At 61.5% G+C, this 25,817-nt stretch carries 22 protein-coding genes; 15 read left to right on the top strand and 7 right to left on the bottom strand.

The genetic code is table 11. The features are described 5' to 3' along the window. Window position 1: 1 nt before the first annotated feature. Complete coding sequence (locus LXM55_RS27925) at window positions 2-2,401, bottom strand: PAS domain-containing sensor histidine kinase (RefSeq protein WP_233323353.1); 2,400 nt, start codon at window positions 2,399-2,401, stop codon at window positions 2-4. A 74-nt stretch (window positions 2,402-2,475) separates the two neighbouring features. Between LXM55_RS27925 and LXM55_RS27920 the strand changes: the two genes are divergently transcribed. Continuing rightward, window positions 2,476-3,465, top strand: coding sequence for an alpha/beta hydrolase family protein (locus LXM55_RS27920; protein WP_233323352.1), 990 nt, complete (start codon window positions 2,476-2,478; stop codon window positions 3,463-3,465). A 51-nt stretch (window positions 3,466-3,516) separates the two neighbouring features. Here the strand turns inward: LXM55_RS27920 and LXM55_RS27915 are convergent, their stop codons facing one another. From LXM55_RS27915 to LXM55_RS27905, 3 genes are read right to left on the bottom strand one after another with little or no spacing between them, the layout of a single operon-like run. After that, a complete protein-coding gene (locus LXM55_RS27915; protein WP_233323351.1) occupies window positions 3,517-4,284 on the bottom strand; it encodes a TerB family tellurite resistance protein in 768 nt (255 codons plus the stop codon). A gap of 1 nt (window position 4,285) precedes the next feature. Beyond that, window positions 4,286-4,960, bottom strand: a complete 675-nt coding sequence (murU, locus tag LXM55_RS27910; RefSeq protein WP_233323350.1) for an N-acetylmuramate alpha-1-phosphate uridylyltransferase MurU — start codon at window positions 4,958-4,960, stop codon at window positions 4,286-4,288. Then, a complete protein-coding gene (locus tag LXM55_RS27905; RefSeq protein WP_233323349.1) occupies window positions 4,957-5,982 on the bottom strand; it encodes an aminoglycoside phosphotransferase family protein in 1,026 nt (341 codons plus the stop codon). The genes murU and LXM55_RS27905 overlap by 4 nt, the downstream gene beginning before the upstream one ends. Before the next feature lie 130 nt (window positions 5,983-6,112). On the opposite strand from LXM55_RS27905, the gene LXM55_RS27900 reads away from it, so the two are divergent. The 11 genes from LXM55_RS27900 (at window position 6,113) to LXM55_RS27850 (ending at window position 20,263) form a co-directional block, all read left to right on the top strand. Then, window positions 6,113-8,959 (top strand): LPS-assembly protein LptD, encoded by a 2,847-nt coding sequence (locus tag LXM55_RS27900; protein WP_233323348.1) that lies wholly within the window; start codon window positions 6,113-6,115, stop codon window positions 8,957-8,959. Further along, the gene (surA, locus tag LXM55_RS27895) at window positions 8,940-10,256 is read left to right on the top strand and encodes a peptidylprolyl isomerase SurA (RefSeq protein WP_233323347.1); all 1,317 of its coding nucleotides are present in this window, start codon (window positions 8,940-8,942) and stop codon (window positions 10,254-10,256) included. The genes LXM55_RS27900 and surA overlap by 20 nt, the downstream gene beginning before the upstream one ends. Beyond that, window positions 10,253-11,242, top strand: a complete 990-nt coding sequence (gene pdxA, locus LXM55_RS27890) for a 4-hydroxythreonine-4-phosphate dehydrogenase PdxA (RefSeq protein ID WP_233323346.1) — start codon at window positions 10,253-10,255, stop codon at window positions 11,240-11,242. Before surA ends, pdxA begins: the two co-directional genes overlap by 4 nt. After that, complete coding sequence (gene rsmA / locus LXM55_RS27885) at window positions 11,239-12,051, top strand: 16S rRNA (adenine(1518)-N(6)/adenine(1519)-N(6))-dimethyltransferase RsmA (protein ID WP_233323345.1); 813 nt, start codon at window positions 11,239-11,241, stop codon at window positions 12,049-12,051. The genes pdxA and rsmA overlap by 4 nt, the downstream gene beginning before the upstream one ends. Before the next feature lie 126 nt (window positions 12,052-12,177). Next, window positions 12,178-12,558: a Co2+/Mg2+ efflux protein ApaG gene (apaG, locus tag LXM55_RS27880; RefSeq protein ID WP_233323344.1), complete on the top strand. Its 381-nt coding sequence runs from the start codon at window positions 12,178-12,180 to the stop codon at window positions 12,556-12,558. Beyond that, window positions 12,558-13,427, top strand: coding sequence for a symmetrical bis(5'-nucleosyl)-tetraphosphatase (locus LXM55_RS27875; protein WP_233323343.1), 870 nt, complete (start codon window positions 12,558-12,560; stop codon window positions 13,425-13,427). Before apaG ends, LXM55_RS27875 begins: the two co-directional genes overlap by 1 nt. 33 nt (window positions 13,428-13,460) lie before the next feature. Then, complete coding sequence (gene glpE, locus LXM55_RS27870) at window positions 13,461-13,790, top strand: thiosulfate sulfurtransferase GlpE (RefSeq protein ID WP_233323342.1); 330 nt, start codon at window positions 13,461-13,463, stop codon at window positions 13,788-13,790. 299 nt (window positions 13,791-14,089) lie between these two features. Continuing rightward, window positions 14,090-16,012, top strand: a complete 1,923-nt coding sequence (locus LXM55_RS27865; protein WP_233323341.1) for a PrkA family serine protein kinase — start codon at window positions 14,090-14,092, stop codon at window positions 16,010-16,012. A gap of 121 nt (window positions 16,013-16,133) precedes the next feature. After that, the gene (locus LXM55_RS27860) at window positions 16,134-17,408 is read left to right on the top strand and encodes a YeaH/YhbH family protein (protein WP_233323340.1); all 1,275 of its coding nucleotides are present in this window, start codon (window positions 16,134-16,136) and stop codon (window positions 17,406-17,408) included. After that, complete coding sequence (locus LXM55_RS27855) at window positions 17,405-18,967, top strand: SpoVR family protein (protein WP_233323339.1); 1,563 nt, start codon at window positions 17,405-17,407, stop codon at window positions 18,965-18,967. The genes LXM55_RS27860 and LXM55_RS27855 overlap by 4 nt, the downstream gene beginning before the upstream one ends. Window positions 18,968-19,033: 66 nt before the next feature. After that, a complete protein-coding gene (locus LXM55_RS27850) occupies window positions 19,034-20,263 on the top strand; it encodes a multifunctional CCA addition/repair protein (RefSeq protein ID WP_233323338.1) in 1,230 nt (409 codons plus the stop codon). 52 nt (window positions 20,264-20,315) lie between these two features. Here the strand turns inward: LXM55_RS27850 and folK are convergent, their stop codons facing one another. Together folK and folB are read right to left on the bottom strand one after the other, a co-directional pair. Continuing rightward, window positions 20,316-20,831, bottom strand: a complete 516-nt coding sequence (gene folK / locus LXM55_RS27845) for a 2-amino-4-hydroxy-6-hydroxymethyldihydropteridine diphosphokinase (RefSeq protein WP_233323337.1) — start codon at window positions 20,829-20,831, stop codon at window positions 20,316-20,318. Beyond that, window positions 20,822-21,175: a dihydroneopterin aldolase gene (folB, locus tag LXM55_RS27840; protein WP_233323336.1), complete on the bottom strand. Its 354-nt coding sequence runs from the start codon at window positions 21,173-21,175 to the stop codon at window positions 20,822-20,824. The genes folK and folB overlap by 10 nt, the downstream gene beginning before the upstream one ends. Before the next feature lie 74 nt (window positions 21,176-21,249). Between folB and plsY the strand changes: the two genes are divergently transcribed. Continuing rightward, entirely contained in the window at window positions 21,250-21,819 is a 570-nt protein-coding gene (gene plsY, locus LXM55_RS27835) for a glycerol-3-phosphate 1-O-acyltransferase PlsY (protein WP_233323335.1), read from the top strand. A gap of 46 nt (window positions 21,820-21,865) precedes the next feature. On the opposite strand, the gene tsaD is transcribed toward plsY, so the two are convergent. Next, complete coding sequence (tsaD, locus tag LXM55_RS27830; protein ID WP_233323334.1) at window positions 21,866-22,891, bottom strand: tRNA (adenosine(37)-N6)-threonylcarbamoyltransferase complex transferase subunit TsaD; 1,026 nt, start codon at window positions 22,889-22,891, stop codon at window positions 21,866-21,868. A gap of 200 nt (window positions 22,892-23,091) precedes the next feature. Here tsaD and rpsU point away from each other — a divergent pair, with 200 nt between their 5' ends. Both rpsU and dnaG read left to right on the top strand, forming a co-directional pair. Beyond that, window positions 23,092-23,307: a 30S ribosomal protein S21 gene (gene rpsU / locus LXM55_RS27825; RefSeq protein WP_002551877.1), complete on the top strand. Its 216-nt coding sequence runs from the start codon at window positions 23,092-23,094 to the stop codon at window positions 23,305-23,307. Between the two features lie 481 nt (window positions 23,308-23,788). Next, window positions 23,789-25,762: a DNA primase gene (gene dnaG / locus LXM55_RS27820; protein WP_233323333.1), complete on the top strand. Its 1,974-nt coding sequence runs from the start codon at window positions 23,789-23,791 to the stop codon at window positions 25,760-25,762. Window positions 25,763-25,817: the final 55 nt, after the last annotated feature.

Here is a 25,817-nt window from a genome sequence, read left to right as displayed (position 1 = left end):
GTTATTGTTCTCGGTCCAGGGGCACCCGGACGCTCAGGGTGGTGCCTTCGCCGCGCTCGCTGTGCAATGACAGGCTGCCGCCCATGATCAGCACCCGCTCGCGCATGCCCACCAGGCCAAAGGAGGTCGGGCGCGCCGAGGCGGTATCGAAGCCCAGGCCGTCATCGCTGATGCTCATGCACAGTTCGCTGCCTTCCAGGGTCAGGCTCAGTTCCACAGTATGCGCCTGAGCATGGCGCATGACATTGGTCAGGGCCTCCTGGAGGATGCGGAACAGGCCGATGGCCTTGGCGTCGCTCAAGCGCGGTAGGTTGTCCGGCACCTGGACCAGGCAGGGAATCTGCGTGCGCGCCTCGAAACGCCGGGCCTGCCATTCGATGGCCGAGGCGATGCCCGCATCGAGAATCGGCGGCCGCAGCGCGGTGGCCACGTCACGCACCAACTGGAACAACTGGGCGATCAGGCGCTTCATGCTGTTGAGGCGCTCGTGCAGGCCCGGGTCGAGCTGGGCATAAGCCAACTCGCACATGGAAGTTTCCAGCTTGAGCACGGTCAGCATCTGCCCCAGCTCGTCATGGACTTCCCGGGCGATACGGGCCTTCTCTTCCTCACGCACGCTTTCCAGGTGCGCCGACAGTTCCCGCAACTGTTCACGGGAGCTGGCCAGTTCCAGCTCGATGCGCTTGCTTTCGCTGATGTCCCAGACAATGCCGTCCCAGACGAAGGCGCCATCGTCCAGGCGCCGGGTAATGGCCTTGATCTCGGCCCAGCGCTGCTGGCCCTGGCGAGTCAGGATGCGGCCCTGCCAGGACCAGTCGCTGTCGGTGTCCAGGGCCTGGTCCTGGGTCTGGTGGTAGCTGGCCTTGTCATCCGGGTGCACCAGGCTGCGCAAGCCTTTGTCCCGGTGGGCCAGGACCGCTGGCGAGTAACCCACCAGGGTCTCGCTGCCTTCGCTGATGTAGGCAAAATCGATCTGCCCGGTGACCGGCGCCCGCTCCAGGCGGAACACCAGCCCCGGCACGTTGGCCGCGATCCCTTGCAGCCGCGCCTCGCTTTCGCGCAGGGCCGCCAGCGCGCGGCGGCGCTCGGTAACGTCGTTGAGATAGACCACCAGGTATTCGCTGTCGCGAAAGCGCAGGAAACTCAGGGAAACATCCGCCGGCAGGATGCTGCCATCAGCGCGCACGCACTGGGTCTCGAAGCTTTGCGCGCCCTCTTCGCTGGCCCGGGCCCGTTTCCACAGGTTGAGCCAGCGATCCATGTGCAGGTTGGGTTCGAAGTCGATCAACGGCCGGTCGATCACCCCGCCCGCCGCATAGCCGAGCATCTCTTCAGCCGCGCGGTTGGCGTAGCGCACGTGGCTGTCCCAGTTGACCCAGAGAATGCCCACGGTGCTCTGGTCGATGGAGAACTGGGTCAGGCGCAACGCCTCTTCGCTGGCAGCACGCAGGGCGATGTCCTCGCGCGCCGCCAGCAGGCGCTGTTCCAGACTGCGTTGCTGGCGGCGCTGCCAGAAGACGATCGCCAGGCTCGCCAGCAGCAGAATCAGCAACAGCAGGCTGAGGTTCTGCCAGACCCCGGGGGATTCGCCAAGGCGCGGGTACTTGGGCTGCAGCCAGCGGCCATGCAGTTGCTCCAGCTCCTTGGCCGGAATGGCGTGCAGGGCGACCTCGATGATGCTTGCCAGCTCCGGCCAATCACGCCGAGTCGCCACCCGAAGCAATTGCGGCAGGCCGATATCGCCCACCACGGCCAGGCCGGCGAACTCCGCCTCGCCCGACAGGCGACTGAGTTGAGCCTCATCCACTACCGCATAGCGGGCCTGCTGGCTGAGCAACAACTGCAAGGCCTGGCGTTCCAGGGGAACCCCCTGCAGGTTGAGATTGGGATAGGTCAGGCGCAGGTAGTCGGCCACGGTGCTGGGCATGCGCACGGCGACCCGGGCCTGGCTGTCGAGTTTTTCCAGCTCGACCGCCCCCGCGCTCTTGCGCTCCCCGACGACCAACTGCGGCACCCGCATGTAAGGGTCGCTGAACAGCCACAGGCGCAAGCCGGCCGGGGTCTGGCTCAAGCCCGGAGCCATGTCCACTTCGCCGTCGCGCAAGGCCCGCTCCAGTTGCGCCTGATCGGGAAAGTTGCGCCAGCTGAGCTCGATGTTCAGGGCCTTGGCCAGGGCCTGCATCAGCTCGACATTGGCCCCGGACAGGCGCTGCAGACGCCGGTCGTATTGGGCGAACGGCGCCTGCAAGACCAGCCCCACGCGCAATTCAGGGTGCTGTTCAAGCCACTGGCGCTGTTCCAGGCTCAAGGGTGCACTCGGCGCCTGGGGCACCGGGGCCGCCTGGCCTATCAAGGGAAGGCACAGACAGCCGATAAGCAAAAGGCAGCGAAAACGCGTCATCTGAAGTCTCACACCCTGACAAATACTGACCAACCCATTAGGCTGCCGGAATTACTTCTGGCCTGGAATATCCGATGCCCCTTGTCCACCGCTCGGCACTGCCCGCATTGTGCCTGTCGCTGATCCTGCCTTGGACCTTTTCTGCGCAAGCCGCCGACCCGGCTGCAGCAACCAAGCCCCCTGAGGAACAACCGGCGCAACGCCAGCCCTTGCCTGAGCGTAGCCAGGAAGACGCCGCCGCTCTGGAGCGCCAGTTGCCCGCCCTGGAACAACAGCAACTGCAAGCTGGCGGCGATACCTTCCTCGCCCTGTGGAAACCGGCCAACACCAGCGATCCCAAGGGCGTGGTGATTATCCTCCCGGGCGCGGGCGAAACCGCTGACTGGCCGCAAGCCGTTGCGCCTTTGCGCAACAAGTTGCCGGACACCGAGTGGGGCAGCCTGAGCCTGACCCTGCCCGACATGCTCAGCGATGCCGCGCAAGCACGGGTGGTCGAAGCTGCACCGGCCCCCACGGACAAGGCCAATACCGCCAAGGACGCCAGCACCGAGGCCAAGCCTATCGAACAGGTGGCCGGCGGCGAAGCCGACGTGGCTGACCGTGTGGTAGCAGAAAGCACGGAAGAACAGATCAAGGCAGACGCCGAACGCATCTTCACCCGGATCGATGCCGCGCTGGCCTTTGCCGAACAGCAGAATGCCCGCAGCATCGTGTTGCTGGGCCACGGCACTGGCGCTTACTGGGCGGCGCGCTACCTCAGCGAGAAACAACCGGCCCAGGTGCAGAAGCTGGTCATGGTGGCGGCCCAGTCACCGGCCAATGGCAAACCGCAGCTGGTGGAAATCACCCCGACCTTGAAACTGGCCACTGCGGACTTTTTCTACCTCGATAAACCCCTGGCGCAAAAGGCCGCCCTGGAGCGCCTGCAAGCGAGCAAGCGGCTGAAGCATTCGAACTTCAGCCAGATTCCCCTCAAGGCCCTGCCCGGCAACAATGCCGCCCAGCAAGAGCAACTGTTTCGCCGCGTGCGCGGCTGGCTGAACCCTCAGAACAGCGGCAGCTAAATGCCCGGCCGTGATTGCCACACCGGCAATCACGGCCCGGGGCCATCGTTCTCAGCGAAAATCCCGCCGCTGGCGGATCAGGGTATAGGCACTGTGCAGCTCACGGGTCTTTTCCGTGGCTTCACGAACCTGGGCCGCGCTGGCCCCGCTGCCGGCGATCTTGTCCGGGTGATGCCTGCTGAGCAAACGCCGATAGGCCCGCTTGATCTGCGCCGGCTCAGTGGTCGCCGCCACCCCGAGCAAACGCAGCGCCTCCTGATAGGTCAGGGTGCCTTCGACCAGCGGCTTTCTCGCCGGGCCATAGTCTTGCGCCAGCGCCTGCACCTGCTCGCTGGTCCAGCCCAGCCACTTGCCCCAGAGCTGGATCAAATCGCGCTCCGCCGGCCCGACCCGGCCATCGGCCCAGACCATGCGCCAGCAGGCGCGCAGCACGCCCTCGGCGGCATGGGGCTGAGCCGCCAGGCGACGCAGATAGCCCCGCAGGCGATCATGGCCCGACTTGCCGCGACTGAAAGCAGCAATGGCCCGGCGCTGCGCCGCATCGTTCATCTCCAGCGAACGCATTTCCTGACGCGCCTGCTGGATGTGCCCGTCCACCACCCGGCCATCACTTTTTGCCAGCCGCCCCAACAGCACGAACAGCAATTCATCGTTGCGCAACGCCGGGCGACCGCCCAGACGCTCACGTACCTGTGCCCAGCTGTGCAGTTGCAAGCGCCGGTCCAGCGCCTGCCCCAGCAAAGCACCAAGCATGGCCCCCGGAATGCTGGCGATTGCAAATCCAGCTCCGGCTCCAATCAGAGTCCCTGGCCACCACATATCAGCGACTCGCTTGCTGCAAGCGCTCAGCCTGCGCCAGGCGCTCGACCGTGCCGACATCGATCCACTGCCCCTGCATATGCTCGCCACTGACCTGGCCCCGAGCCATGGCTTCGCGCAGCAAAGGCGCCAGCTTGAATGGCCCGGCGGTGCAGCCCTTGAACAGGTCCGGGTGCAGCACCGAGATGCCGCTGAAGGTCAGGGCCGGGGCACCGGGCTGGCGGTCGTGCAGTAAGCCGTTTTCCAGGCAGAAATCGCCACCGCTGGGATGGTGCGGCGGGTTGTCCACCATCACCAGATGGGCCAGCCCGGCAAGAGGCCGACGCAAGGCGGCAAAGTCGCAGTCGGTCCAGATATCGCCATTGACCACCAGGAACGGCTCATCCCCCAACACAGGCAGGGCCTGGAAAATCCCGCCGCCGGTCTCCAGCGGCTGGCTTTCTGCCGAGTACCGAATGTTCAGGCCCCAGCGCTGGCCATCGCCGAGGGCCTCCTCGATCTGCTGGCCGAGCCAGGCATGATTGATGACGACATCGTGAAAACCTGCCGCCGCCAAGGCTCGCAGGTGGTACTCGATCAAGGGCATGCCCGCTACAGGCAGCAATGGCTTGGGAGTGGTCAGGGTCAACGGGCGCATGCGCTCGCCCTTGCCGGCAGCCAGGATCATTGCCTTCATGCAGGCTCCCCCACAGGCGGACGCAGGCTGAGCAGCAACTGCGACAGTTCCGCCAGTTCGGGACGGCGAGCCAGAACCGCTTCTATATAGGCAAAGAAACGTGGCACGTCGGCCAGATAGCGAGGTTTGCCATCGCGATGGCAGATCCGCGAGAAGATGCCGATCACCTTGAGGTGGCGCTGTACGCCCATCAGGTCGCTGGCCCGGAGAAACTCGTCGAAGTCGGCCTGCACAGGAATGCCCCGCGCCCGCGCCTGCTGCCAGTAGTGGTTCAGCCAACCTTGTACCCGAGACTCCGGCCAGCTGAGGAACGCATCCTTGAACAGGCAGGTGACGTCATAGGTCACGGGACCGTAGACCGCGTCCTGAAAGTCCAGCACACCCGGGTTCGGCTCGCTGAGCATCAGGTTGCGTGGCATATAGTCGCGGTGCACCAGCACCTTGGGTTGCGCCAGGGCGCTATCGATCAGCAGGTCGCTGACCCGCTGCCATTGCTCACGCTGCTGCGAACTCAGGGTGACGCCCAGCTCGCGCCCGATGTACCACTCTGGGAACAGCTCCAGCTCACGGCGCAGCAGAGCCACGTCATAACAGGGCAAAGGCGCTTCCATCGGTAACTGCTGGAGGGCCAGCAACGCCTGCAGCGCATCCTCGAAAAGCGCATCGGCATTGTGCTCGTCGATTACGTCGAGATAGGTCTGATTACCCAGGTCATTGAGCAACAAGAAGCCACGAGGCAAATCTTCTGCATAAATTTTCGGCACGTTGATGCCGCAAGTCGCCAGTAAACGAGCGATATCGACAAAGGGTTTGCAGTTTTCCTGGGGGGGCGGAGCATCCATCACCACGAAGCTGCGACCCGCGCCCTGCCAACGGAAATAACGGCGGAAACTCGCGTCGCTGCTGGCCGCGGTCAATGTTGCCGGGGGCACTTCACCCCAGCCCTGTGCTGCATAAACATTCGCCAACTGCTCATCGAGCCAAACTTTCAGGTGTTGCAAGCGTACATCTTGGTCAGGCATTACAAGGGTCTCCGACGGCGCTAGCCGTCAAGCGGGTCATGCTTTATTATCCAGCATCTTTTTCAGACCATCGAGAGGCGTGCGGCCCACACCGCGGGCAGATGGCACGCAGGAAGCCCGGACTAATAAGATGGCATTGAAATCCCCCGCGTTTCGTAAAAAATTCCCGTTGCTGGTTACCGGCGGTTTGCTGGCCCTGCAACCTCTAGCCACTTCCTTCGTGGTCGCCGCGGAACAGTATGACTGCTCAGTCTCTGCTTCGGGTGGCTGGGCCTGTGCGCCGAAAACCAGCGCAGCCCAACTGCCTCCACGCCCGGTCCACGACGCCAACTCGGTCAGCTCCAGCGTTGCTACAGCAGCTGACGCCGACGCTGCGGGCGAAACAGCCAGCGGCGACAAGTCGAAGCTGGTGACCGAGGCCAAGGGCCGTGGCCTGAAGTCCCGCAGCGCGGACTACAGCCACCTCGACTGGGTGCCGCGTGAGAAGCTCACCGCCGCTCAATTGGCCGAGACCGGTCCTTACTGCTCTGGTTCCTATATCGAACCGATTCGTCCTGGCATGAATGACAAGACGAATAAAAGTGATGCCCCGACCTTTATCGGTGCCAAGGCCTCGCGTTATCAGCAGGAAGAACAAGTGGCGACCCTGGCCGGTGACGTGGTCATGCGTCAAGGCAGCATGCAGGTCGAGGCCGACGAGGCCAGCCTGTACCAGGCCGAGAACCGCGGCGAGCTGAGTGGCAACGTGCGCGTACGCGACAATGGCGCGCTGTTGGTGGGCGACCATGCCGATATCCAGCTGGACACGGGTGAAGCCAAGGTCGACAACGCCGAGTACGTTCTGCACAAGTCCCGCATCCGCGGTAATGCGCTGTACGCCAAGCGTGCGGAAAACGCCATCATCCGCCTCAAGGATGGTACGTACACCACCTGCGAACCGAACAGCAACGCCTGGCAGCTCAAGGGCAACAACATCACCCTGAACCCGGCCACCGGCTTCGGTACCGCGACCAACGTGACTCTGCGGGTCAAAGATATTCCGGTGCTCTACACCCCGTATATCTACTTCCCGATCGACGATCGCCGCCAATCCGGCTTCCTGCCACCGAGTTTCAGCACCGGCAGCGACACCGGCTTCATGCTGGTCACACCGTACTACTTCAACCTGGCGCCGAATTACGACGCCACGTTGTATCCACGCTACATGGCCAAGCGCGGCCTGTTGATGGAAGGCGAGTTCCGCTACCTGACCAAGAGCAGCGAAGGTCAGTTCGGCGCCGCGTACCTCAACGACGACGACACCGACCGCAGCAAGCAGACCGACTACGAAAAAACCCGCTACATGCTCAACTGGCAGCACAAGGGCGGGCTGGATTCTCGTCTGTCGACCGAAGTCGACTACACCAAGATCAGCGACCCGTACTACTTCCAGGACCTGCAGACCGATCAGATTGGCGTGAAGTCCACCGACTACGTCAACCAGCAAGGCGCCGTGACCTATCGTGGCGACTACTATACCGCACGCCTCAATATGCAGGCGTATGAGCTGGCCACCGTATCCAACATCACGCCGTACAACAAACTGCCGCAGATCACCTTCAACGGCTCGCTGCCGTACCACCCGCAAGGCCTGGATTTCACCTATGAAACCGAACTGGTGCGCTTTGATCGGGATCTGCTGACCGGCAACTACACGGACAAGGACGGCGGGCCGATCGATCCAGTTACCGGCTTAGCTGGCACTCCACGCCTGGATACCAACGTCGCAGGGCTAGCCCGTGCGAATGGCGACCGCTTGAACCTCAAGCCGGGTGTCAGCCTGCCGCTGAACTGGAGCTATGGCTACCTGACGCCATCCCTGAAGTACATGTACACCCAATACGACCTTGATCTGGATGGGAAAGGCAAAGAAGGCATCGTCAATGCGCGTAACGCTGCTGCCCTCAATGGCACCCGGTATATTGGCGGCGACTACAGCCGAAACCAAAACCGCGGCGTGCCGATCGCCAGCGTCGACGGCGGCCTGTACTTCGACCGCAACACCCAATGGTTTGGCAAGAACTACCGCCAGACCCTGGAGCCGCGGGCGTTCTACCTCTATGTCCCCGAGACAGATCAGGAAGACATCCCGGTATTCGATACCGGCGAGCCAACCTTCAACTATGCCTCGCTGTTCCGTGACAACCGCTTCTCCGGCTCCGATCGCATCGGCGACGAGAACAAGCTGTCCCTGGGTGTCACCAGCCGCTGGATTGAAGACAACGGCTTCCAGCGCCAGCGCATCAGTGTCGGCCAGGCCCTCTACTTCAGGGATCGTACCGTGCAGTTGCCGGGCATCGACTACCGCACCCGTGACGACGCCAAGTCCAACGTCTCGCCTTACGCACTGGAATACGAATATCGCTTCAACCGCGACTGGCGCACCACCGCCGACTACAACTGGGACCCGGACAGCCGCAGCCCTCGTTCCGGCAGTGCGATGTTCCACTACCAGCCCGAAGATAACCCGAACAAGGTGGTCAACGCCGGTTATCGTTATCGCAACGACCAGATCCGTTACGACCAAAACAGCGGTACCTGGAAAGTAGGCAACTCTAGCTATGGCACTGCGGGCCAGCCTGGCTACGTGAAGGACTACTACAAGATCCAGCAGCATGACTTCTCGGTGATCTGGCCGATCGTGCCGCAATGGAACGCCATCAGCCGCTGGCAGTACGACTACAACCGTAACCGCACGCTCGAGGCCTTCGGTGGCTTCGAATACGACAACTGCTGCTGGAAACTGCGCCTGATCAGCCGTTACTGGGTCAAGTATGACGAGTTCAGTCAGAACGCTCCGGAGAACGAGAAAGGCGACCGCGGCATCTTCCTCCAAATTGTTCTGAAGGGTCTCGGTGGCGTCATGGGCACCAAAGTAGAGAGCTTCCTCGACAAAGGCATCCAAGGTTATCGTGAACGTGAAGACCAAGCTTTCTGATTGTCTGCGCCCGCTGATGCTGGGCGCGCTGTTCCTGAGTACCGCGGCCGGCGCCGCGGTGCAGTCCATCGACAAGGTCGTGGCCATCGTCGATAACGACGTGGTCATGCAGAGCCAGTTGGACCAGCGGGTTCACGAAGTCCAGCAAACCATCGCCAAGCGTGGCGGTGGCGTGCCGCCTACCAGCGTCCTGGAACAGCAGGTTCTGGAGCGCCTGATCGTTGAAAACCTGCAACTGCAGATTGGCGAACGTTCCGGCATCCGCATCACCGATGAAGAGCTGAACCAGGCCATCGGCACCATTGCCCAGCGCAACAGCATGAGCATCGAGCAGTTCCGTGCCGCCCTGGCCCACGATGGCCTGTCTTATGAAGACGCTCGTGACCAGGTACGCCGCGAGATGATCATCAGCCGCGTGCGCCAGCGCCGTGTGGCCGAACGCATCCAGGTCTCGGAACAGGAAGTGAAGAACTTTCTGGCCTCGGACTTGGGCAAGATGCAGCTCTCCGAAGAACTGCACCTGGCCAATATCCTGATCCCGACCCCGGAAAGCGCCAACTCCGAAGCGATTCAGAGTGCTGCCCGCCAAGCCATGGCGGTGTATCAGCAGCTCAAGCAAGGTGCCGACTTCGCCCAGCTGGCGATTGCCCGTTCCGGTAGCGACAACGCCCTGGAAGGCGGCGACATGGGCTGGCGTAAAGCCGCTCAGCTGCCTCCACCTTTCGATCGTGAACTGAGTGCAATGGCCGTAGGTGACATCACCCAACCGGCTCGTACCCCTGGCGGCTTCATCATCCTCAAGCTGCTGGACAAGCGCGGCGGCGGCAATCAGGTGCGTGACGAAGTGCATGTACGTCACATCCTGATCAAGCCAAGCGAGATTCGCAGCGAAGAAGAAACCAAGCGCCTGGCGCAGAAGCTCTACGATCGCATCGAAGCCGGCGAAGACTTCGCCGACCTGGCAAAAAGCTACTCGGAAGACCCTGGCTCGGCGCTCAATGGCGGCGACCTCAACTGGATCGACCCGAACGCCCTGGTGCCGGAGTTCCGCGAAGTGATGGCCAAGACCCCACAAGGTCAGCTGTCCAAGCCATTCAAGAGCCCTTATGGCTGGCACGTACTGGAAGTCCTTGGCCGTCGCGCCACCGACAGCACCAGTCAGGCCCGTGAGCAACAAGCCATGACCGTCCTGCGCAACCGCAAGTACGACGAAGAGCTGCAGACCTGGTTGCGGCAGATCCGTGACGAGGCCTACGTCGAGATCAAACTGCCTGGCGCTGAACAGGCGGCACAGTGAAACCCAGACGTTTCGCTCTGACACCCGGCGAACCGGCGGGTATAGGTCCTGACCTGTGCCTGCTGCTCGCCTCGCAACCCCAGCCCTATCCCCTGATTGCCATCACCAGCCGCGACCTGCTCCTTGAGCGGGCCGCGCAACTGGGCGTGGCAGTCAATCTGCTGCCGGTGCCCCTGGAGCACCTGCCGACTGAACCGGCACCAGCGGGCAGCCTCTATGTCTGGGACACGCCCCTGGGCAAACCGGTGGTCAGCGGCCAACTGGACCAGGCCAACGCCGCCTTCGTCCTGGAAACCCTGACTCGCGCCGGCCAAGGCTGCCTGGATGGGCACTTCGCCGGCATGATCACCGCCCCCGTGCACAAGGGCGTGATCAACGATTCCGGGATCGCCTTTTCCGGGCATACCGAGTTTCTTGCGGACCTGACCCACACCGAGCAGGTGGTCATGATGCTGGCCACCCACGGCCTGCGCGTGGCGCTGGTGACCACCCACCTGCCCTTGCGGGAGATTGCCGACGCCATCACCGTCGAGCGCCTGGAGCGGGTCACACGGATTCTGCATGCCGACCTGCAGCACAAGTTCGGCATCACCCAGCCGCGTATCCTGGTGTGCGGGCTCAACCCCCATGCCGGTGAAGGTGGACACCTGGGCCGCGAAGAAATCGACATCATCGAACCCACCCTAGAGCGCCTGCGCAATGAAGGCATGGACCTGCGCGGTCCATTGCCAGCCGACACTCTGTTTACCCCCAAATATCTGGAGCACTGCGACGCAGTGCTGGCGATGTACCACGACCAAGGCTTGCCCGTGCTGAAATACAAAGGCTTCGGCGCGGCCGTCAATGTGACGCTCGGCCTGCCGATCATCCGCACCTCCGTCGACCATGGCACCGCCCTGGATCTGGCCGGCAGCGGCAAGATCGACACCGGCAGCCTGCAGGTCGCCCTGGAAACCGCCTACCAGATGGCCGAGAACCGTTTATGACCGAGCAATACCAACACCGGGCGCGCAAGCGCTTCGGCCAGAACTTCCTGCATGACGCCGGCGTCATCGACCGCATCCTGCGGGCCATCCACGCCAAACCCGAGGACCGCATGCTGGAAATCGGCCCGGGCCAGGGTGCCCTGACCGAAGGCCTGCTGGACAGCGGCGCGCAGCTGGACGTGGTGGAGCTGGACAAGGACCTGATCCCGATCCTCAATCAGCAGTTTGCCGGCAAGAGCAACTTCAACCTGCACCAGGGCGACGCCCTGAAGTTCGACTTCAACACCCTGGGGGCGGCGCCAAGCAGCCTGCGGGTGGTCGGCAACCTGCCCTACAACATCTCGACCCCGCTGATCTTCCACCTGCTGCAGAACGCCGGCCTGATCCGCGACATGCACTTCATGCTGCAAAAGGAAGTGGTCGAACGCCTCGCGGCCGGCCCGGGCGGCGGCGATTGGGGCCGCCTGTCGATCATGGTCCAGTATCACTGCCGCGTGGAACACCTGTTCAACGTTGGTCCCGGCGCCTTCAACCCGCCACCGAAAGTCGACTCGGCCATCGTGCGCCTGGTGCCTCACGCGGTACTGCCACACCCGGCCAAGGATCACCGGTTGCTGGAACGCATCGTGCGCGAAGCCTTCAACCAGCGCCGCAAGACCCTGCGCAACACCCTCAAGGCCCTCCTCAGCAGCGCCGAGATCGAGGCCGCCGGTGTCGATGGCAGCCTGCGTCCCGAGCAATTGGACCTGGCCGCATTCGTGCGCCTGGCTGACCAGTTGGCCGACCAGCCCAAGCCTGTCGCCGACTGAGCGTTACCCCTGCCCGAGATCGGGTAGGACGCCAGACAGGATGTCTGGTTTACTACCCGGTACTTGACCTAGACTGACCTCCATCAGCTTTGTCCCGCGCCCCGCTTTGCTTTAAAGGCCTCTTGCATGTCCGATCCTCGTTATCAGGTCGATGTCAGCGTCGTCACCCGCTTTCTGGCCGACCAATCGCAACCCGAGCACAATCGCTTCGCTTTCGCCTATACCATCACCGTGCAGAACAATGGATCGCTTCCAGCCAAGCTGCTGTCACGGCACTGGGTGATCACCGACGGTGACGGGCATGTCGAGGAGGTCCGCGGCGCCGGTGTCGTTGGCCAGCAACCGCTGATCGCCGCGGGCAAAAGCCACACCTACAGCAGCGGCACAGTAATGACCACCCGAGTCGGCAACATGCAAGGCAGCTACCAGATGCTGGCGGAGGACGGCAAACAGTTCGACGCCATCATTGCGCCTTTCCGCCTGGCGGTCCCCGGAGCCCTGCACTGATGGCGACCTACGCCGTCGGCGACCTGCAAGGCTGCCTGGAACCCCTGCAATGCCTGCTCGAACAAGTCGCCTTCGACCCTGCACGGGATCGCCTGTGGCTGGTGGGCGACCTGGTCAACCGAGGCCCACAGTCGCTGGAAACCCTGCGCTACCTGTATTCGATCCGCGACTCGCTGACCTGCGTGCTGGGCAATCATGACCTGCACCTGCTGGCGGCCTGGCGCAATATCGAGCGCCTGAAGAAGTCCGACACCTTGCGCGAGATCCTCGAGGCCCCGGACTGCGAGGAGCTGTTGCAGTGGCTGCGCCAGCAGAAACTGATGCACTACGACGAAACCCGCAACATCGCCATGGTCCATGCTGGCATTGCCCCACAGTGGTCGCTGAAAAAAGCCCTGAAGTGCGCTGCCGAGGTCGAAGAGGCATTGCGCGACGACAACCTCCTGGAGCCCTTCCTCGACGGTATGTACGGTAACGACCCGGCGAAATGGGACAGCGACCTCAAAGGCGTGACCCGCCTGCGGGTCATCACCAACTACTTCACTCGCATGCGCTTCTGCACCAGCGAAGGCAAGCTGGACCTCAAGAGCAAGGAAGGCCTGGATACCGCGCCACCGGGCTACGCCCCCTGGTTCAGTCACAAGGAACGCAAGACTCGGGACCTGAAGATCATCTTCGGCCACTGGGCAGCCCTGGAAGGCCATTGCAACGAACCCGGCATCTTCGCCCTGGACAGCGGCTGCGTCTGGGGCGGGAGCATGACCCTGCTGAATGTCGACAGCGGCGCACGCCTGACCTGCAACTGCGATGCCCACGGCCATGCCACGCCCCTTTCCCCCGAACCCTTGCCGACACTGGCAAAGCGCTAGTCGGCGCTGACGATAAAGCTCCAGGAGCCCGCCATGAGCGAATTCAAACGCATCCCTCCAGAACAGGCCCAGGCCCTGCGCGAACAAGGTGCCGTGGTCGTGGATATCCGCGACCCGCAAACCTACGCCCTGAACCACATCAGCGGCTCGCAGCACCTGGACAACCACTCCATTTCAGACTTCATCCGCGGCGCCGACCTGGACGCTCCGCTGGTGGTGGTCTGCTATCACGGCAACTCGAGCCAGAGCGCGGCAGCCTACCTGGTCAGTCAGGGCTTTTCGGACGTCTATAGCCTGGACGGCGGCTTCGAACTGTGGCGCAACACTTACCCGGCGGAAACCGCCCAGGGCAAGCCTGAATAATTTTTTTCTGAAGCCCTAGCCCGCGTACTACGTGGGCTGACGCTGCACCAGACGAACGGTAGTGGGCAACTAATTCCCCATCTCGCCTTGACCTCCCCGATTCCGAACTATCCTTAGCCTCAGGCCATCCAAATCAGGGGAGAGCCGGTACACCGGCGAGCGGGTCATCGGTACTAGCTTTCAAGGTCGATAGCTTTGGAAGTGTTCTGGGGGGTAAACAGCAGCTGGAAACTCAGTTGCATGCCAGCACTTGACTGACTGATCCGACGCCGGCTCCACGTATCGAGCGAGGTGACGTCATGAGTATTTTTAGCCACTTCCAACAACGCTTCGAATCCACACGCCAGGAAGAGTTTTCACTGCAGGAATACCTGGAGCTGTGCAAAAAGGATCGCAGCGCCTATGCCTCGGCTGCCGAGCGCCTGCTCCTGGCCATCGGCGAACCCGAGTTGCTGGACACCTCGACCAACTCGAGGCTGTCGCGGATCTTCTCCAACAAGGTGATCCGCCGCTATCCGGCCTTTGAAGACTTCCATGGCATGGAAGAGTGCATCGATCAGATCGTCTCCTATTTCCGTCATGCCGCTCAGGGCCTGGAAGAGAAGAAACAGATCCTCTATCTGCTGGGGCCGGTGGGCGGTGGTAAATCCTCCCTTGCCGAAAAGCTCAAGCAGCTGATCGAAAAAGTGCCCTTCTATGCCATCAAGGGCTCGCCCGTGTTCGAGTCGCCACTGGGCCTGTTCAACGCCACGGAAGATGGCGCGATTCTCGAAGAGGACTTCGGCATTCCGCGGCGCTACCTGAACACCATCATGTCGCCGTGGGCCACCAAGCGCCTGTCGGAGTTCGGTGGTGATATCAGCCAGTTCCGCGTGGTCAAGCTCTACCCATCGGTACTCAATCAGATCGCCGTGGCCAAGACCGAGCCTGGCGACGAGAACAACCAGGATATTTCGGCCCTGGTGGGCAAGGTGGATATCCGCAAGCTGGAGGAGTTCCCGCAGAACGACGCCGACGCCTACAGCTACTCCGGGGCGCTGTGCCGGGCCAACCAGGGCCTGATGGAATTCGTCGAGATGTTCAAGGCACCGATCAAGGTGCTGCACCCACTGCTGACCGCCACCCAGGAAGGCAACTACAACAGCACCGAGGGCCTGGGCGCGATTCCGTTCACCGGCATCCTGCTGGCCCACTCCAACGAATCGGAGTGGCACACCTTCCGCAACAACAAGAACAACGAGGCCTTCATCGACCGGATCTATATCGTCAAGGTGCCGTACTGCCTGCGGGTCACCGATGAGGTGAAGATCTACGACAAGCTGCTGTTCAACAGCTCCCTGGCCAAGGCCCACTGCGCGCCCGACACCCTGAAGATGCTGGCCCAATTCACCGTGCTTTCGCGCCTCAAGGAGCCGGAAAACTCCAACATCTACTCGAAGATGCGGGTCTATGACGGTGAAAACCTCAAGGACACCGACCCCAAGGCCAAGTCGATCCAGGAATACCGCGACAGTGCCGGCGTCGATGAGGGGATGAATGGCCTGTCGACCCGCTTTGCCTTCAAGATCCTCTCGAAAGTCTTCAACTTCGACCCTCATGAAGTCGCGGCCAACCCGGTGCACCTGCTGTATGTGCTGGAACAGCAGATCGAGCAGGAACAGTTCCAGGCGGAAACCCGCGAGCGTTACCTGCGCTTCCTCAAGGAATACCTGGCACCGCGCTACATCGAGTTCATCGGCAAGGAGATCCAGACCGCGTACCTGGAGTCCTACAGCGAGTACGGCCAGAACATCTTCGACCGCTACGTGCTCTATGCAGACTTCTGGATCCAGGATCAGGAATACCGCGATCCGGAGACCGGAGAAATTCTCAACCGCGTGGCCCTCAACGAGGAGCTGGAGAAGATCGAAAAACCGGCCGGCATCAGCAACCCGAAAGATTTCCGCAACGAGATCGTCAACTTCGTCCTGCGCGCCCGGGCCAACAACAACGGCAAGAACCCCACCTGGCTCAGCTACGAGAAACTGCGGGTGGTCATCGAGAAGAAAATGTTCTCCAACACCGAGGACCTGCTGCCAGTCATCAGCTTCAACGCCAAGGCGAGCAAGGAGGATCAACAGAAGCACAACGACTTCGTTACACGAATGGTCGAGCGCGGTTACACCGACAAACAGGTACGGCTGCTATCCGAATGGTATCTGCGGGTCAGAAAGTCGCAGTGAAGCAGTTGCAAGCTTCTAGCTAAAAGCTGCAAGAGAACAGTGGCGGACCCCGGTTGAGGGACCTGACGGCACGTTCACTTGCAGCTTGAAGCTTACGACTTGAAGCTCCCCGGAGGGGCCTATGAGCTATGTGATCGACCGACGTCTCAATGGCAAGAACAAGAGCACGGTGAACCGCCAGCGGTTTCTGCGGCGTTACCGTGACCATATTAAAAAGGCCGTCGAAGAGGCCGTCAGCCGCCGCTCCATCACCGACATGGAGCATGGCGAACAAATCAGCATTCCCGGGCGGGATATCGACGAGCCGGTGCTGCACCACGGCCGTGGCGGCAAGCAGACCGTGGTTCACCCTGGCAACAAGGAGTTCACTGCCGGCGAGCATATCGCCAGGCCGCAAGGCGGCGGTGGGGGCGGCGGCGGGCGCGGCAAGGCTGGCAATTCCGGCGAGGGCATGGACGAGTTCGTCTTCCAGATCACCCAGGAAGAATTCCTCGAATTCATGTTCGAAGACCTGGAGCTGCCCAACCTGGTGAAACGCAACCTGACCGGCACCGACACCTTCAAGACCGTGCGCGCCGGGATCAGCAACGAAGGCAATCCGGCGCGGATCAACATCATCCGAACCCTGCGGTCGGCCCACGCCCGGCGCATTGCTCTGTCCGGCAGCAGCCGCGCCAAACTGCGGGAAGCGAAGGAAGAACTGGCGCGCCTGAAACGGGAGGAACCGGACAATTTCGGCGATATCCAGGAAATCGAGGCGGAAATCGAGCGCCTCAGCGCACGGATTCACCGCGTGCCCTTCCTCGACACCTTCGATCTCAAGTACAACCTGCTGGTGAAGCAACCCAACCCCAGCTCCAAGGCGGTGATGTTCTGCCTGATGGACGTTTCCGGCTCCATGACCCAGGCCACCAAGGACATCGCCAAGCGCTTTTTCATCCTTCTGTACCTGTTCCTCAAGCGCAACTACGACAAGATCGACGTGGTGTTCATCCGCCACCACACCAGTGCCCGGGAAGTGGACGAGGAAGAGTTCTTCTATTCCAGAGAAACCGGCGGCACCATCGTCTCCAGCGCATTGAAATTGATGCAGGAGATCATGGCCGAGCGCTATCCGAGCAACGAGTGGAACATCTACGCCGCCCAGGCTTCCGACGGTGACAACTGGAACGATGACTCGCCGATCTGCCGCGATATCCTGATCAACCAGATCATGCCCTTCGTGCAGTACTACACCTACGTGGAAATCACCCCACGGGAGCATCAGGCACTGTGGTTCGAATACGAACGCATCGCCGAGGCCTTTTCCGACACATTCGCCCAGCAGCAACTGGTTTCGGCCGGAGATATCTATCCGGTCTTCCGTGAACTCTTCCAGCGCAGGTTAGTGACATGACCGCCAGAGAGCAGAAGCGCCAACCCATCTCAACCGGCTCGGAATGGACCTTCGAGCTGATCCAGGCCTATGACCGCGAAATAAGTCGCATCGCGGCCCGCTACGCCCTGGACACCTATCCCAACCAGATCGAAGTCATCACTGCCGAGCAGATGATGGACGCCTATGCCTCGGTAGGCATGCCCCTGGGCTATCACCATTGGTCCTACGGCAAACATTTCCTCAGCACCGAAAAGTCCTACAGCCGGGGCCAGATGGGGCTGGCCTACGAAATCGTCATCAACTCCGACCCTTGCATCGCCTATCTGATGGAAGAAAACACCATCTGCATGCAAGCCCTGGTGGTGGCCCATGCCTGCTACGGGCACAACAGCTTCTTCAAGGGCAACTACCTGTTCCGCACCTGGACCGACGCCAGTTCGATCATCGATTACCTGGTGTTCGCCAAGCAGTACATCACGCAATGCGAGGAACGCCACGGCATCGACGCCGTAGAGGACCTGCTCGACTCCTGTCATGCGTTGATGAACTACGGCGTCGATCGCTACAAACGGCCCTACCCGATTTCCGCCGAGGAAGAACGGCGTCGGCAGAAAGACCGGGAAGAGCACCTGCAGAAACAGATCAACGACCTGTGGCGCACCATTCCCAAGGGCGCGGACAAGTACAGCGACAAGGACAATGCGCGCTTCCCCGCCGAGCCTCAGGAAAACATCCTCTATTTCATCGAAAAGCACGCACCTCTGCTGGAGCCTTGGCAGCGGGAGATCGTGCGCATCGTGCGCAAGATCGCCCAGTACTTCTACCCGCAACGCCAGACCCAGGTGATGAACGAGGGCTGGGCAACCTTCTGGCACTACACCCTGATAAACGACCTGTATGACGAAGGCCTGGTCACCGATGGCTTCATGATGGAGTTCCTCACCTCCCATACCAGCGTGGTGTATCAGCCGGGCTTCGACAGCCCGTATTACAGTGGGATCAACCCCTATGCCCTGGGCTTTGCGATGTATCGCGACATCCGGCGTATTTGCGAGGAACCCACCGAAGAAGACCGGCGCTGGTTCCCGGAACTGGCCGGCACCGACTGGCTGTCGAGCATCAAGTTCGCCATGAGCAGCTTCAAGGACGAGAGTTTCATCCTGCAGTACCTGTCACCCAAGGTCATTCGCGACCTCAAGCTGTTCAGCATCATGGACGACGACCAGAAGGACGATCTGCTGGTGCCGGCAATTCATGACGAAAGCGGCTATCGGATCATCCGAGAAACCCTGGCCGCGCAATACAACCTGGGCAACCGTGAACCCAACGTGCAGATCTGGAGCATCGACCGTCGGGGCGACCGCTCGCTGACCCTGCGTCACCAGCAACACGATCGCAAACCCCTGGGGGACTCCACCGACGAGGTGCTCAAGCACCTGCACCGTCTCTGGGGGTTCGACATCCACCTGGAAACCCTGCAGGGCGATCAGGTGATGAAAACCCATCACGTCCCGCCAAGGAGCGACCACGGCGAAAACGACTACGGCCGCCTGGACCTGGCGGTAATCCACCTCTAAGGCCGATCACAAGCCTCCGAAGGCGCGAGACAAGGGTTATCCTGTCGCGCTAACGGAGGTTTTTTTATGCGGATTTACAAAGTCGGCGGCGCCGTACGCGATCGCCTGCTGGGCAGGCCGGTCACTGATATCGACTGGGTCGTGGTAGGTGCCAGCGCGCAAGACATGCTCGCCAAGGGCTTTCGCCCCGTGGGCGCCGACTTCCCGGTGTTCCTGCACCCCAAAACCGGCGAGGAATATGCCCTGGCCCGTACCGAGCGCAAGAGCGGGCGGGGTTATGGCGGCTTCACGTTCCACGCCAGCCCGGAAGTCACCCTGGAAGAGGACCTGATTCGCCGTGACCTGACGATCAACGCCATGGCCGAGGATGACCAAGGCTTGCTCACCGATCCCTACAGCGGCCAGAAGGACCTTGAAGATCGCCTATTGCGCCATGTTTCACCGGCATTCGCCGAAGACCCGCTGCGGGTACTGCGGGTAGCCCGCTTCGCCGCCCGTTACGCCGAACTGGGCTTTCGCGTAGCACCAGAAACGCTTGAGCTGATGCGTCAACTCAGTGAGTCGGGCGAGCTTCAAGCCCTGACCGCCGAGCGCAGCTGGAAAGAGATTTCCCGCGCACTGATGGAGGACCAGCCACAAGTCTTTATCCAGGTATTGCGCGACTGCGGCGCCTTGGCGGTATTGATGCCAGAAGTCGATGCTCTGTTCGGAGTGCCTCAGCCCCCCGCCCACCACCCGGAAATAGACACCGGCGTGCACACCCTCAGTGTGTTGCAACAAGCTGCGCAGCATCAGCAACCACTCAGCGTGCGCTGGGCCTGCCTGCTGCACGACCTGGGCAAAGGCGTGACACCCGAGGAAGAATGGCCACGGCACATCGGCCACGAACACAAGGGGCTGGAACTGATCAAGGCCGTCAACGAGCGCTTCAAGGCACCGCGGGAATGCCAGGAACTGGCGCTGCTGGTGGGCCAGTACCACACTCACGCCCACAAGGCACAGGAGCTGAAAGCATCGACACTGCTTGAACTGCTGCAAAGCTTCGACGTGTTCCGACGCCCGCAGCGCTTTGAGGAGTTCATTGCAGCTTGCGAAATGGATGCACGCGGCCGCCTGGGACTGGAGTCGCGACCTTATCCCCAGGCCGACTACTTGCGCGGCGCAGCCAGCGTGGCCCGCGCGGTTGCCGTGCAACCCTTGTTGGAGCAGGGCTTCAAAGGCCCGGAACTGGGCGAAGCGCTGAGGCTGGAGAGGCTGAAGGCCATCAAGGCCTACAAGGAACAGCAGTCGTCTTGAGAAACTCGCGGACAAGGCTCGGGCCTTGTCCGCACCCGAGCCCAGCGCAAGGCTACAGGGCCGGAGGCGTCAGTTGCCGGCCTTGCCACTCAAAGGCCACAGGCGCCAGCACCTGATCGATCTGCGCCTCATGCCAGAGTGTCCCCAGGCTTTTGCCGGCCAACGGATGCACCCGCTCTGGCGCCATCAGCGACAACGGCCACAGCACAAAGGCGTTCTTCAGAATCTCCGCACGGGGCAGGATCAGCCCATCGAAATTGCCGGTCAGCTCGCCGTACAACAAGACATCGATGTCCAGCGGCAAGCCTTTGCGATCCGGAGCATAACGGCCGTTATCCGCTTCGATGAACTTCAAGCGCCGATCCAGCTCGGTCAACGGCAGATCGGTATAACCCGACACCACCAGATTGAAGAACGGACCACTCTTGATCCCCACCGGCTGGCTTTCGAACACCGCCGAGCAACGCATATCCACCAGGAAACCGGCCAGGGCGTCGAGCCCGGCCCGCAGATGAACTTCACGCTCGATATTGCTACCGAGCCCCAGAAACACCTGAGTCAGCGACATCCGCGCTCGATCTCCACGCCCACACCCTTGGCAGCCGGGACGGCGCCGGGCTTGGTCAGCTTCAAGCGCAGCCAAGGGATGTGAAATTCACTCATCAGAACCTCGGCGAGACGCTCGGCGAAGGTTTCCACCAGTTGGTACTGGGCCTGCTCGGCAAATGCCTGGATCCGGGCGGAGACGCTCGCGTAGTCCAGCGCCAGTGTCAGATCGTCTCCCGCCGCAGCTGGCCGGTTGTCCCAGGCAAAGCTCAGATCAAGACGCAGGCACTGTCGGATGCCACGCTCCCAGTCGTAGGCACCAATCACGGTGTCCACTTCCAGCCCTTCGATAAACACTCTGTCCAAGCACTCTTCTCCGCAGCACGACAAGGGCGCAATGCGCCGTTAGAATCAGGGCTTCCTCGCCCGGAATAGTTAGCATGTTTTGGTTACTGGCGATTTTCGCCTACCTGCTCGGCTCTCTGTCCTTCGCCATTTTGCTCAGCCGCCTTACGGGTAATCCCGACCCGCGAATGAGTGGCTCGGGTAATGCCGGCGCCACCAACATGCTGCGCCTGGCCGGCAAGAAACTCGCGATCCTGACCCTGCTGGGAGATCTGTGCAAAGGCCTGGTGCCTGTGCTGATCGCTCACCTTGCCGGGCTTTCCCTGCAACAACAGGCCTGGGTCGGGCTCTACGCCGTCCTCGGCCACCTGTTCCCGCTGTACTTCCGCTTTCGTGGCGGCAAAGGCGTCGCCACCGCCGCCGGCATGCTCCTGGGGCTTTATCCCCCGGCCGCACTGCTGGCCGTCGCCGCCTGGGCGCTAACCTTCTATCTCACCCGCACCAGCTCGCTGGCTGCGCTGATCGCCACGCCCCTGACCTTGCCACTGCTGGCATGGCAGGAACCCGAGGCGCTGCTGCCGATGAGCGTGCTCACGCTACTGATCGTCTGGCGCCACCGCGGCAATTTACGCGACCTGTTTGCCGGGCGCGAACGGCATTTTTGAATCCGCCCGATGAAAAAGCTTCAGCTTTAGCCTCTACCCTGCAGCTTCACAGGGCTGACAACTGCTCCATCGGCCAACGCGCCTGCACACTGATTGCCAGGCTTTCCTGCTGCCCGGCCTGCAAACGCTGGCAGCCGGCGAAGGCGATCATCGCGCCATTGTCGGTGCAGAATTCGGGGCGAGCGTAGAACACATTGCCCTTCATTTCAGCGAGCATCTTTTCCAGCGAAGCACGCAACGCCTTGTTGGCACTCACGCCCCCCGCAATGACCAGCCGTTTGAGGCCCGTCTGCTTCAAGGCACGCTTGCATTTGATGGTCAAAGTTTCCACCACCGCCTGCTGGAACGCGAGGGAGATGTCGCAACGGGTTTGTTCACCGTCGTCTCCAGCGCTGACGCACTGCTGCCAGGTATTCAAGGCAAAGGTTTTCAAGCCACTGAAGCTGAAATCCAGCCCCGGACGATCGGTCATCGGCCGCGGAAATACAAAACGCCCCGCTACGCCCTGGGTGGCCAGGCGCGCGATCTCGGGACCACCGGGATAATTCAGGCCAATCATCTTTGCAGTCTTGTCGAATGCCTCGCCCGCGGCATCATCCAGGGTCTCGCCCAACAGCTCGTATTGGCCAATGCCATCAACCCGAACCAGCTGGGTATGACCACCAGATACCAACAAAGCGACGAACGGAAATTCCGGCGGCTGCTCTTCCAGCATGGGCGCCAGCAGGTGACCTTCCATATGGTGCACGCCCAAGGCTGGAATACCCCAGGCAAAGGCCAGCGCCTGGGCGCAGGAAGCCCCCACCAACAAGGCGCCCACCAGGCCGGGACCTGCCGTGTAGGCAATGGCGTCGATCTCGGTCGGCACGCAGTCGGCCTCGGCCAGCACCTGGCGGATCAAGGGCAGCATGCGCTTGACGTGATCCCGGGAAGCCAGTTCCGGCACCACGCCACCGTAGGCACGATGCAGGTCGATCTGGCTGAACAGCGCATCGGCCAAAAGGCCGCGTTCACTGTCGTAAAGCGCGACGCCGGTTTCGTCGCAGGACGTTTCTAATCCCAGTACTAGCATGGGTTTGCGCCTTGTAGAGGCTGAATTCGAAGGCGCGCATAATAGTCGCCACTCCGGCGCCCGACCAGCGGTTTTCGATCAGAGGCTTTGCATTCCGAGCGTTGAGGGGTTAACATCCGCAACCCTTAAAAACCGACGACCTCAGCCGCGATTTTTGCGACGAGAACGTTGACCCCGGTAATGAATGAAGGTAGCTCTGGATGCCAGCCGTCAAAGTTAAAGAGAACGAACCCTTCGACGTAGCTCTGCGTCGTTTCAAGCGCTCCTGCGAAAAAGCCGGTGTTCTGGCTGAAGTTCGTAGCCGCGAATTTTACGAGAAGCCGACTTCCGAGCGTAAGCGCAAAGCAGCAGCTGCTGTTAAGCGTCACGCCAAGAAAGTTCAGCGCGAACAGCGCCGCGCCGTACGTCTGTACTAATACACAGACGTTCGCTGCAAGCTTCTGCCAAGCCCGGCCCTCAGCCGGGCTAATGGCATTTGCGGAATACGCTTGATGCTTCACCGTCGAAGCCGCCCATGCGACCCAGACGAATCTGCTTCACCACGTCAGACCTGGCTTCTTGCCAGCGGTGCACGTCTTTTCTGACGAGCCTTCCAAGGCTACTGACGAGCACACCCTTACTGATTCCTACAGACGATCAGCCCAAGGCGCCCTTCTCCAGCGCCCGCTTAATGAGCTATCCGAGGCCATCCAAAGGCCACTGTCGGACTCAGCGCAACACCTTCAAATAGTCGAATACTGATTGAAACTAACGTCAGTGGACGTTCGGCAGATACACTTCCCGACTGCGATCACGCCGAAAACCAGAGTCGAGCCGCGCCACCCGACGCCTCGCCACACCTGATCTTTCGACAGCGTCGCCAGGGCTATTTTTCCGCGCAGTGATGACGAGAACGCCATGGCCGGGCTTATTCCCCAGAGCTTTATTGACGACCTTCTGAACCGCACCGATATCGTCGATGTCGTCAGCTCGCGCCTGCAAATCAAGAAAGCCGGCAAGAACTACACCGCCTGCTGCCCTTTTCACAAAGAAAAGACCCCTTCCTTCAGCGTCAGCCCCGACAAGCAGTTCTACTACTGCTTCGGCTGCGGCGCGGGCGGCAACGCCCTCGGCTTCATCATGGACCACGACAACCTGGACTTTCCCCAGGCCGTCGAGGAGCTGGCGAAGGCCGCAGGCATGGAAATCCCCCGCGAAGAAAGCACTCGCGGCCAGCGAAAACCCCGGCAACCCACCGACTCGCCGCTGTATCCGCTACTCACGGCTGCCGCCGATTACTATCGCCAGGCCCTGAAAAGCCACCCGGCGCGCAAGGCTGCGGTCGACTACCTGAAGGGTCGCGGCCTCACCGGCGAGATCGCCCGGGACTTCGGCCTCGGCTTCGCCCCGCCCGGCTGGGACAACCTGTTCAAGCACTTGAGCAGCGATACCCTGCAGCAGAAGGCCATGATCGATGCCGGCCTCCTGATCGAGAACGCCGAGACCGGCAAGCGCTATGACCGCTTTCGCGACCGGGTGATGTTCCCAATCCGTGATACCCGCGGCCGGATCATCGCCTTTGGTGGCCGGGTTCTGGGGGACGACAAGCCCAAATACCTGAACTCCCCGGAGACTCCGGTCTTCCACAAGGGCCAGGAGCTCTACGGCCTGTTCGAAGCCCGCAAGAACAACCGCAACCTCGATGAAATCATCGTCGTCGAGGGCTACATGGACGTCATTGCCCTGGCCCAGCAAGGCCTGCGCAACGCGGTGGCAACCCTGGGCACCGCCACCAGCGAAGAACACCTGAAACGCCTGTTCCGCATCGTGCCCAACGTACTGTTCTGCTTCGACGGCGACCAGGCCGGACGCAAGGCCGCCTGGCGCGCCCTGGAGGCTACCCTGGGCTGCCTGCAGGACGGACGCCGCGCACGCTTCCTGTTCCTTCCGGAAGGGGAGGATCCGGACACCCTGGTCCGCTCCGAAGGCACCGACGCCTTCCGGGCCCGAATCAACCAGCACGCACAACCGCTGGCGGACTACTTTTTCCAGCAATTGATCGATGAAGCCGACCCGCGCTCACTGGAAGGCAAGGCGCACCTGGCCACCCTGGCTGCACCATTGATCGAAAAAATTCCCGGGGCCAACCTGCGAACCCTGATGCGCCAGCGCCTCAGTGAAATCACTGGCCTGACCAATGAAACGGTCAATCAACTGGCCCACAGCGCACCACCGGAAGTGCCACCAGCCTACGACGCCGGCATCGATTACGACGCCATGCCGGACTACGCCGACTACCATGAGCCACACCAGGAGGCATACGCCCCGCAACAGGAGTGGACACCGAAGAAAAATGGCGGCGGCAAGAAGTGGGAGAACAAGCCCTGGGACAAGAATGGCAAGGGCAAGCGCCAGGGTGATCGCGACCAACCTCGCGGCCCGCGCATTCCTGCCGCGGTGGAACCACCGACCCTTTCAGCCTTGCGCACCTTGTTGCATCACCCGCAATTGGCAGAAAAAGTTGAAGATGCCGGACACTTTGCCGATGACGACAACACCAACACCCAGTTGCTGGTGGCCTTGATCGAAGCCGTGCAGAAAAATCCTAAGCTACGCTCTATCCATCAGTTGATGGCGCGCTGGCACGGCACTCAGCAAGGGCACCTGCTCACTGCATTGGCGGAAAAAGAATGGCTGATCGACGGAGATAACCTTGAACAACAGTTTTTCGACACCATTAATAGTTTGTCCGCTCGCCAACGTGAGCGTGTTTTAGAGCAACTTCTCAGGAAATCGCGTCAAAGCGAGCTCAGTAGCGAAGAGAAAAAACAGCTGGTTGAGCTTCTAAAACGCAATGTTCCCGCATCAAACCCGACCTCAACTGGCGCGTGAGGTCATAGCTCGGGTATAATCCTCGGCTTGTTTTTTGCCCGCCAAGACCTTCAGT

The organism is Pseudomonas sp. Au-Pse12, from assembly GCF_021341665.1.
Classification (GTDB): domain Bacteria; phylum Pseudomonadota; class Gammaproteobacteria; order Pseudomonadales; family Pseudomonadaceae; genus Aquipseudomonas.
The sequence above is the reverse complement of the archived record's forward strand: the minus strand, read 5'-3'. Positions and strand labels throughout refer to the sequence as shown.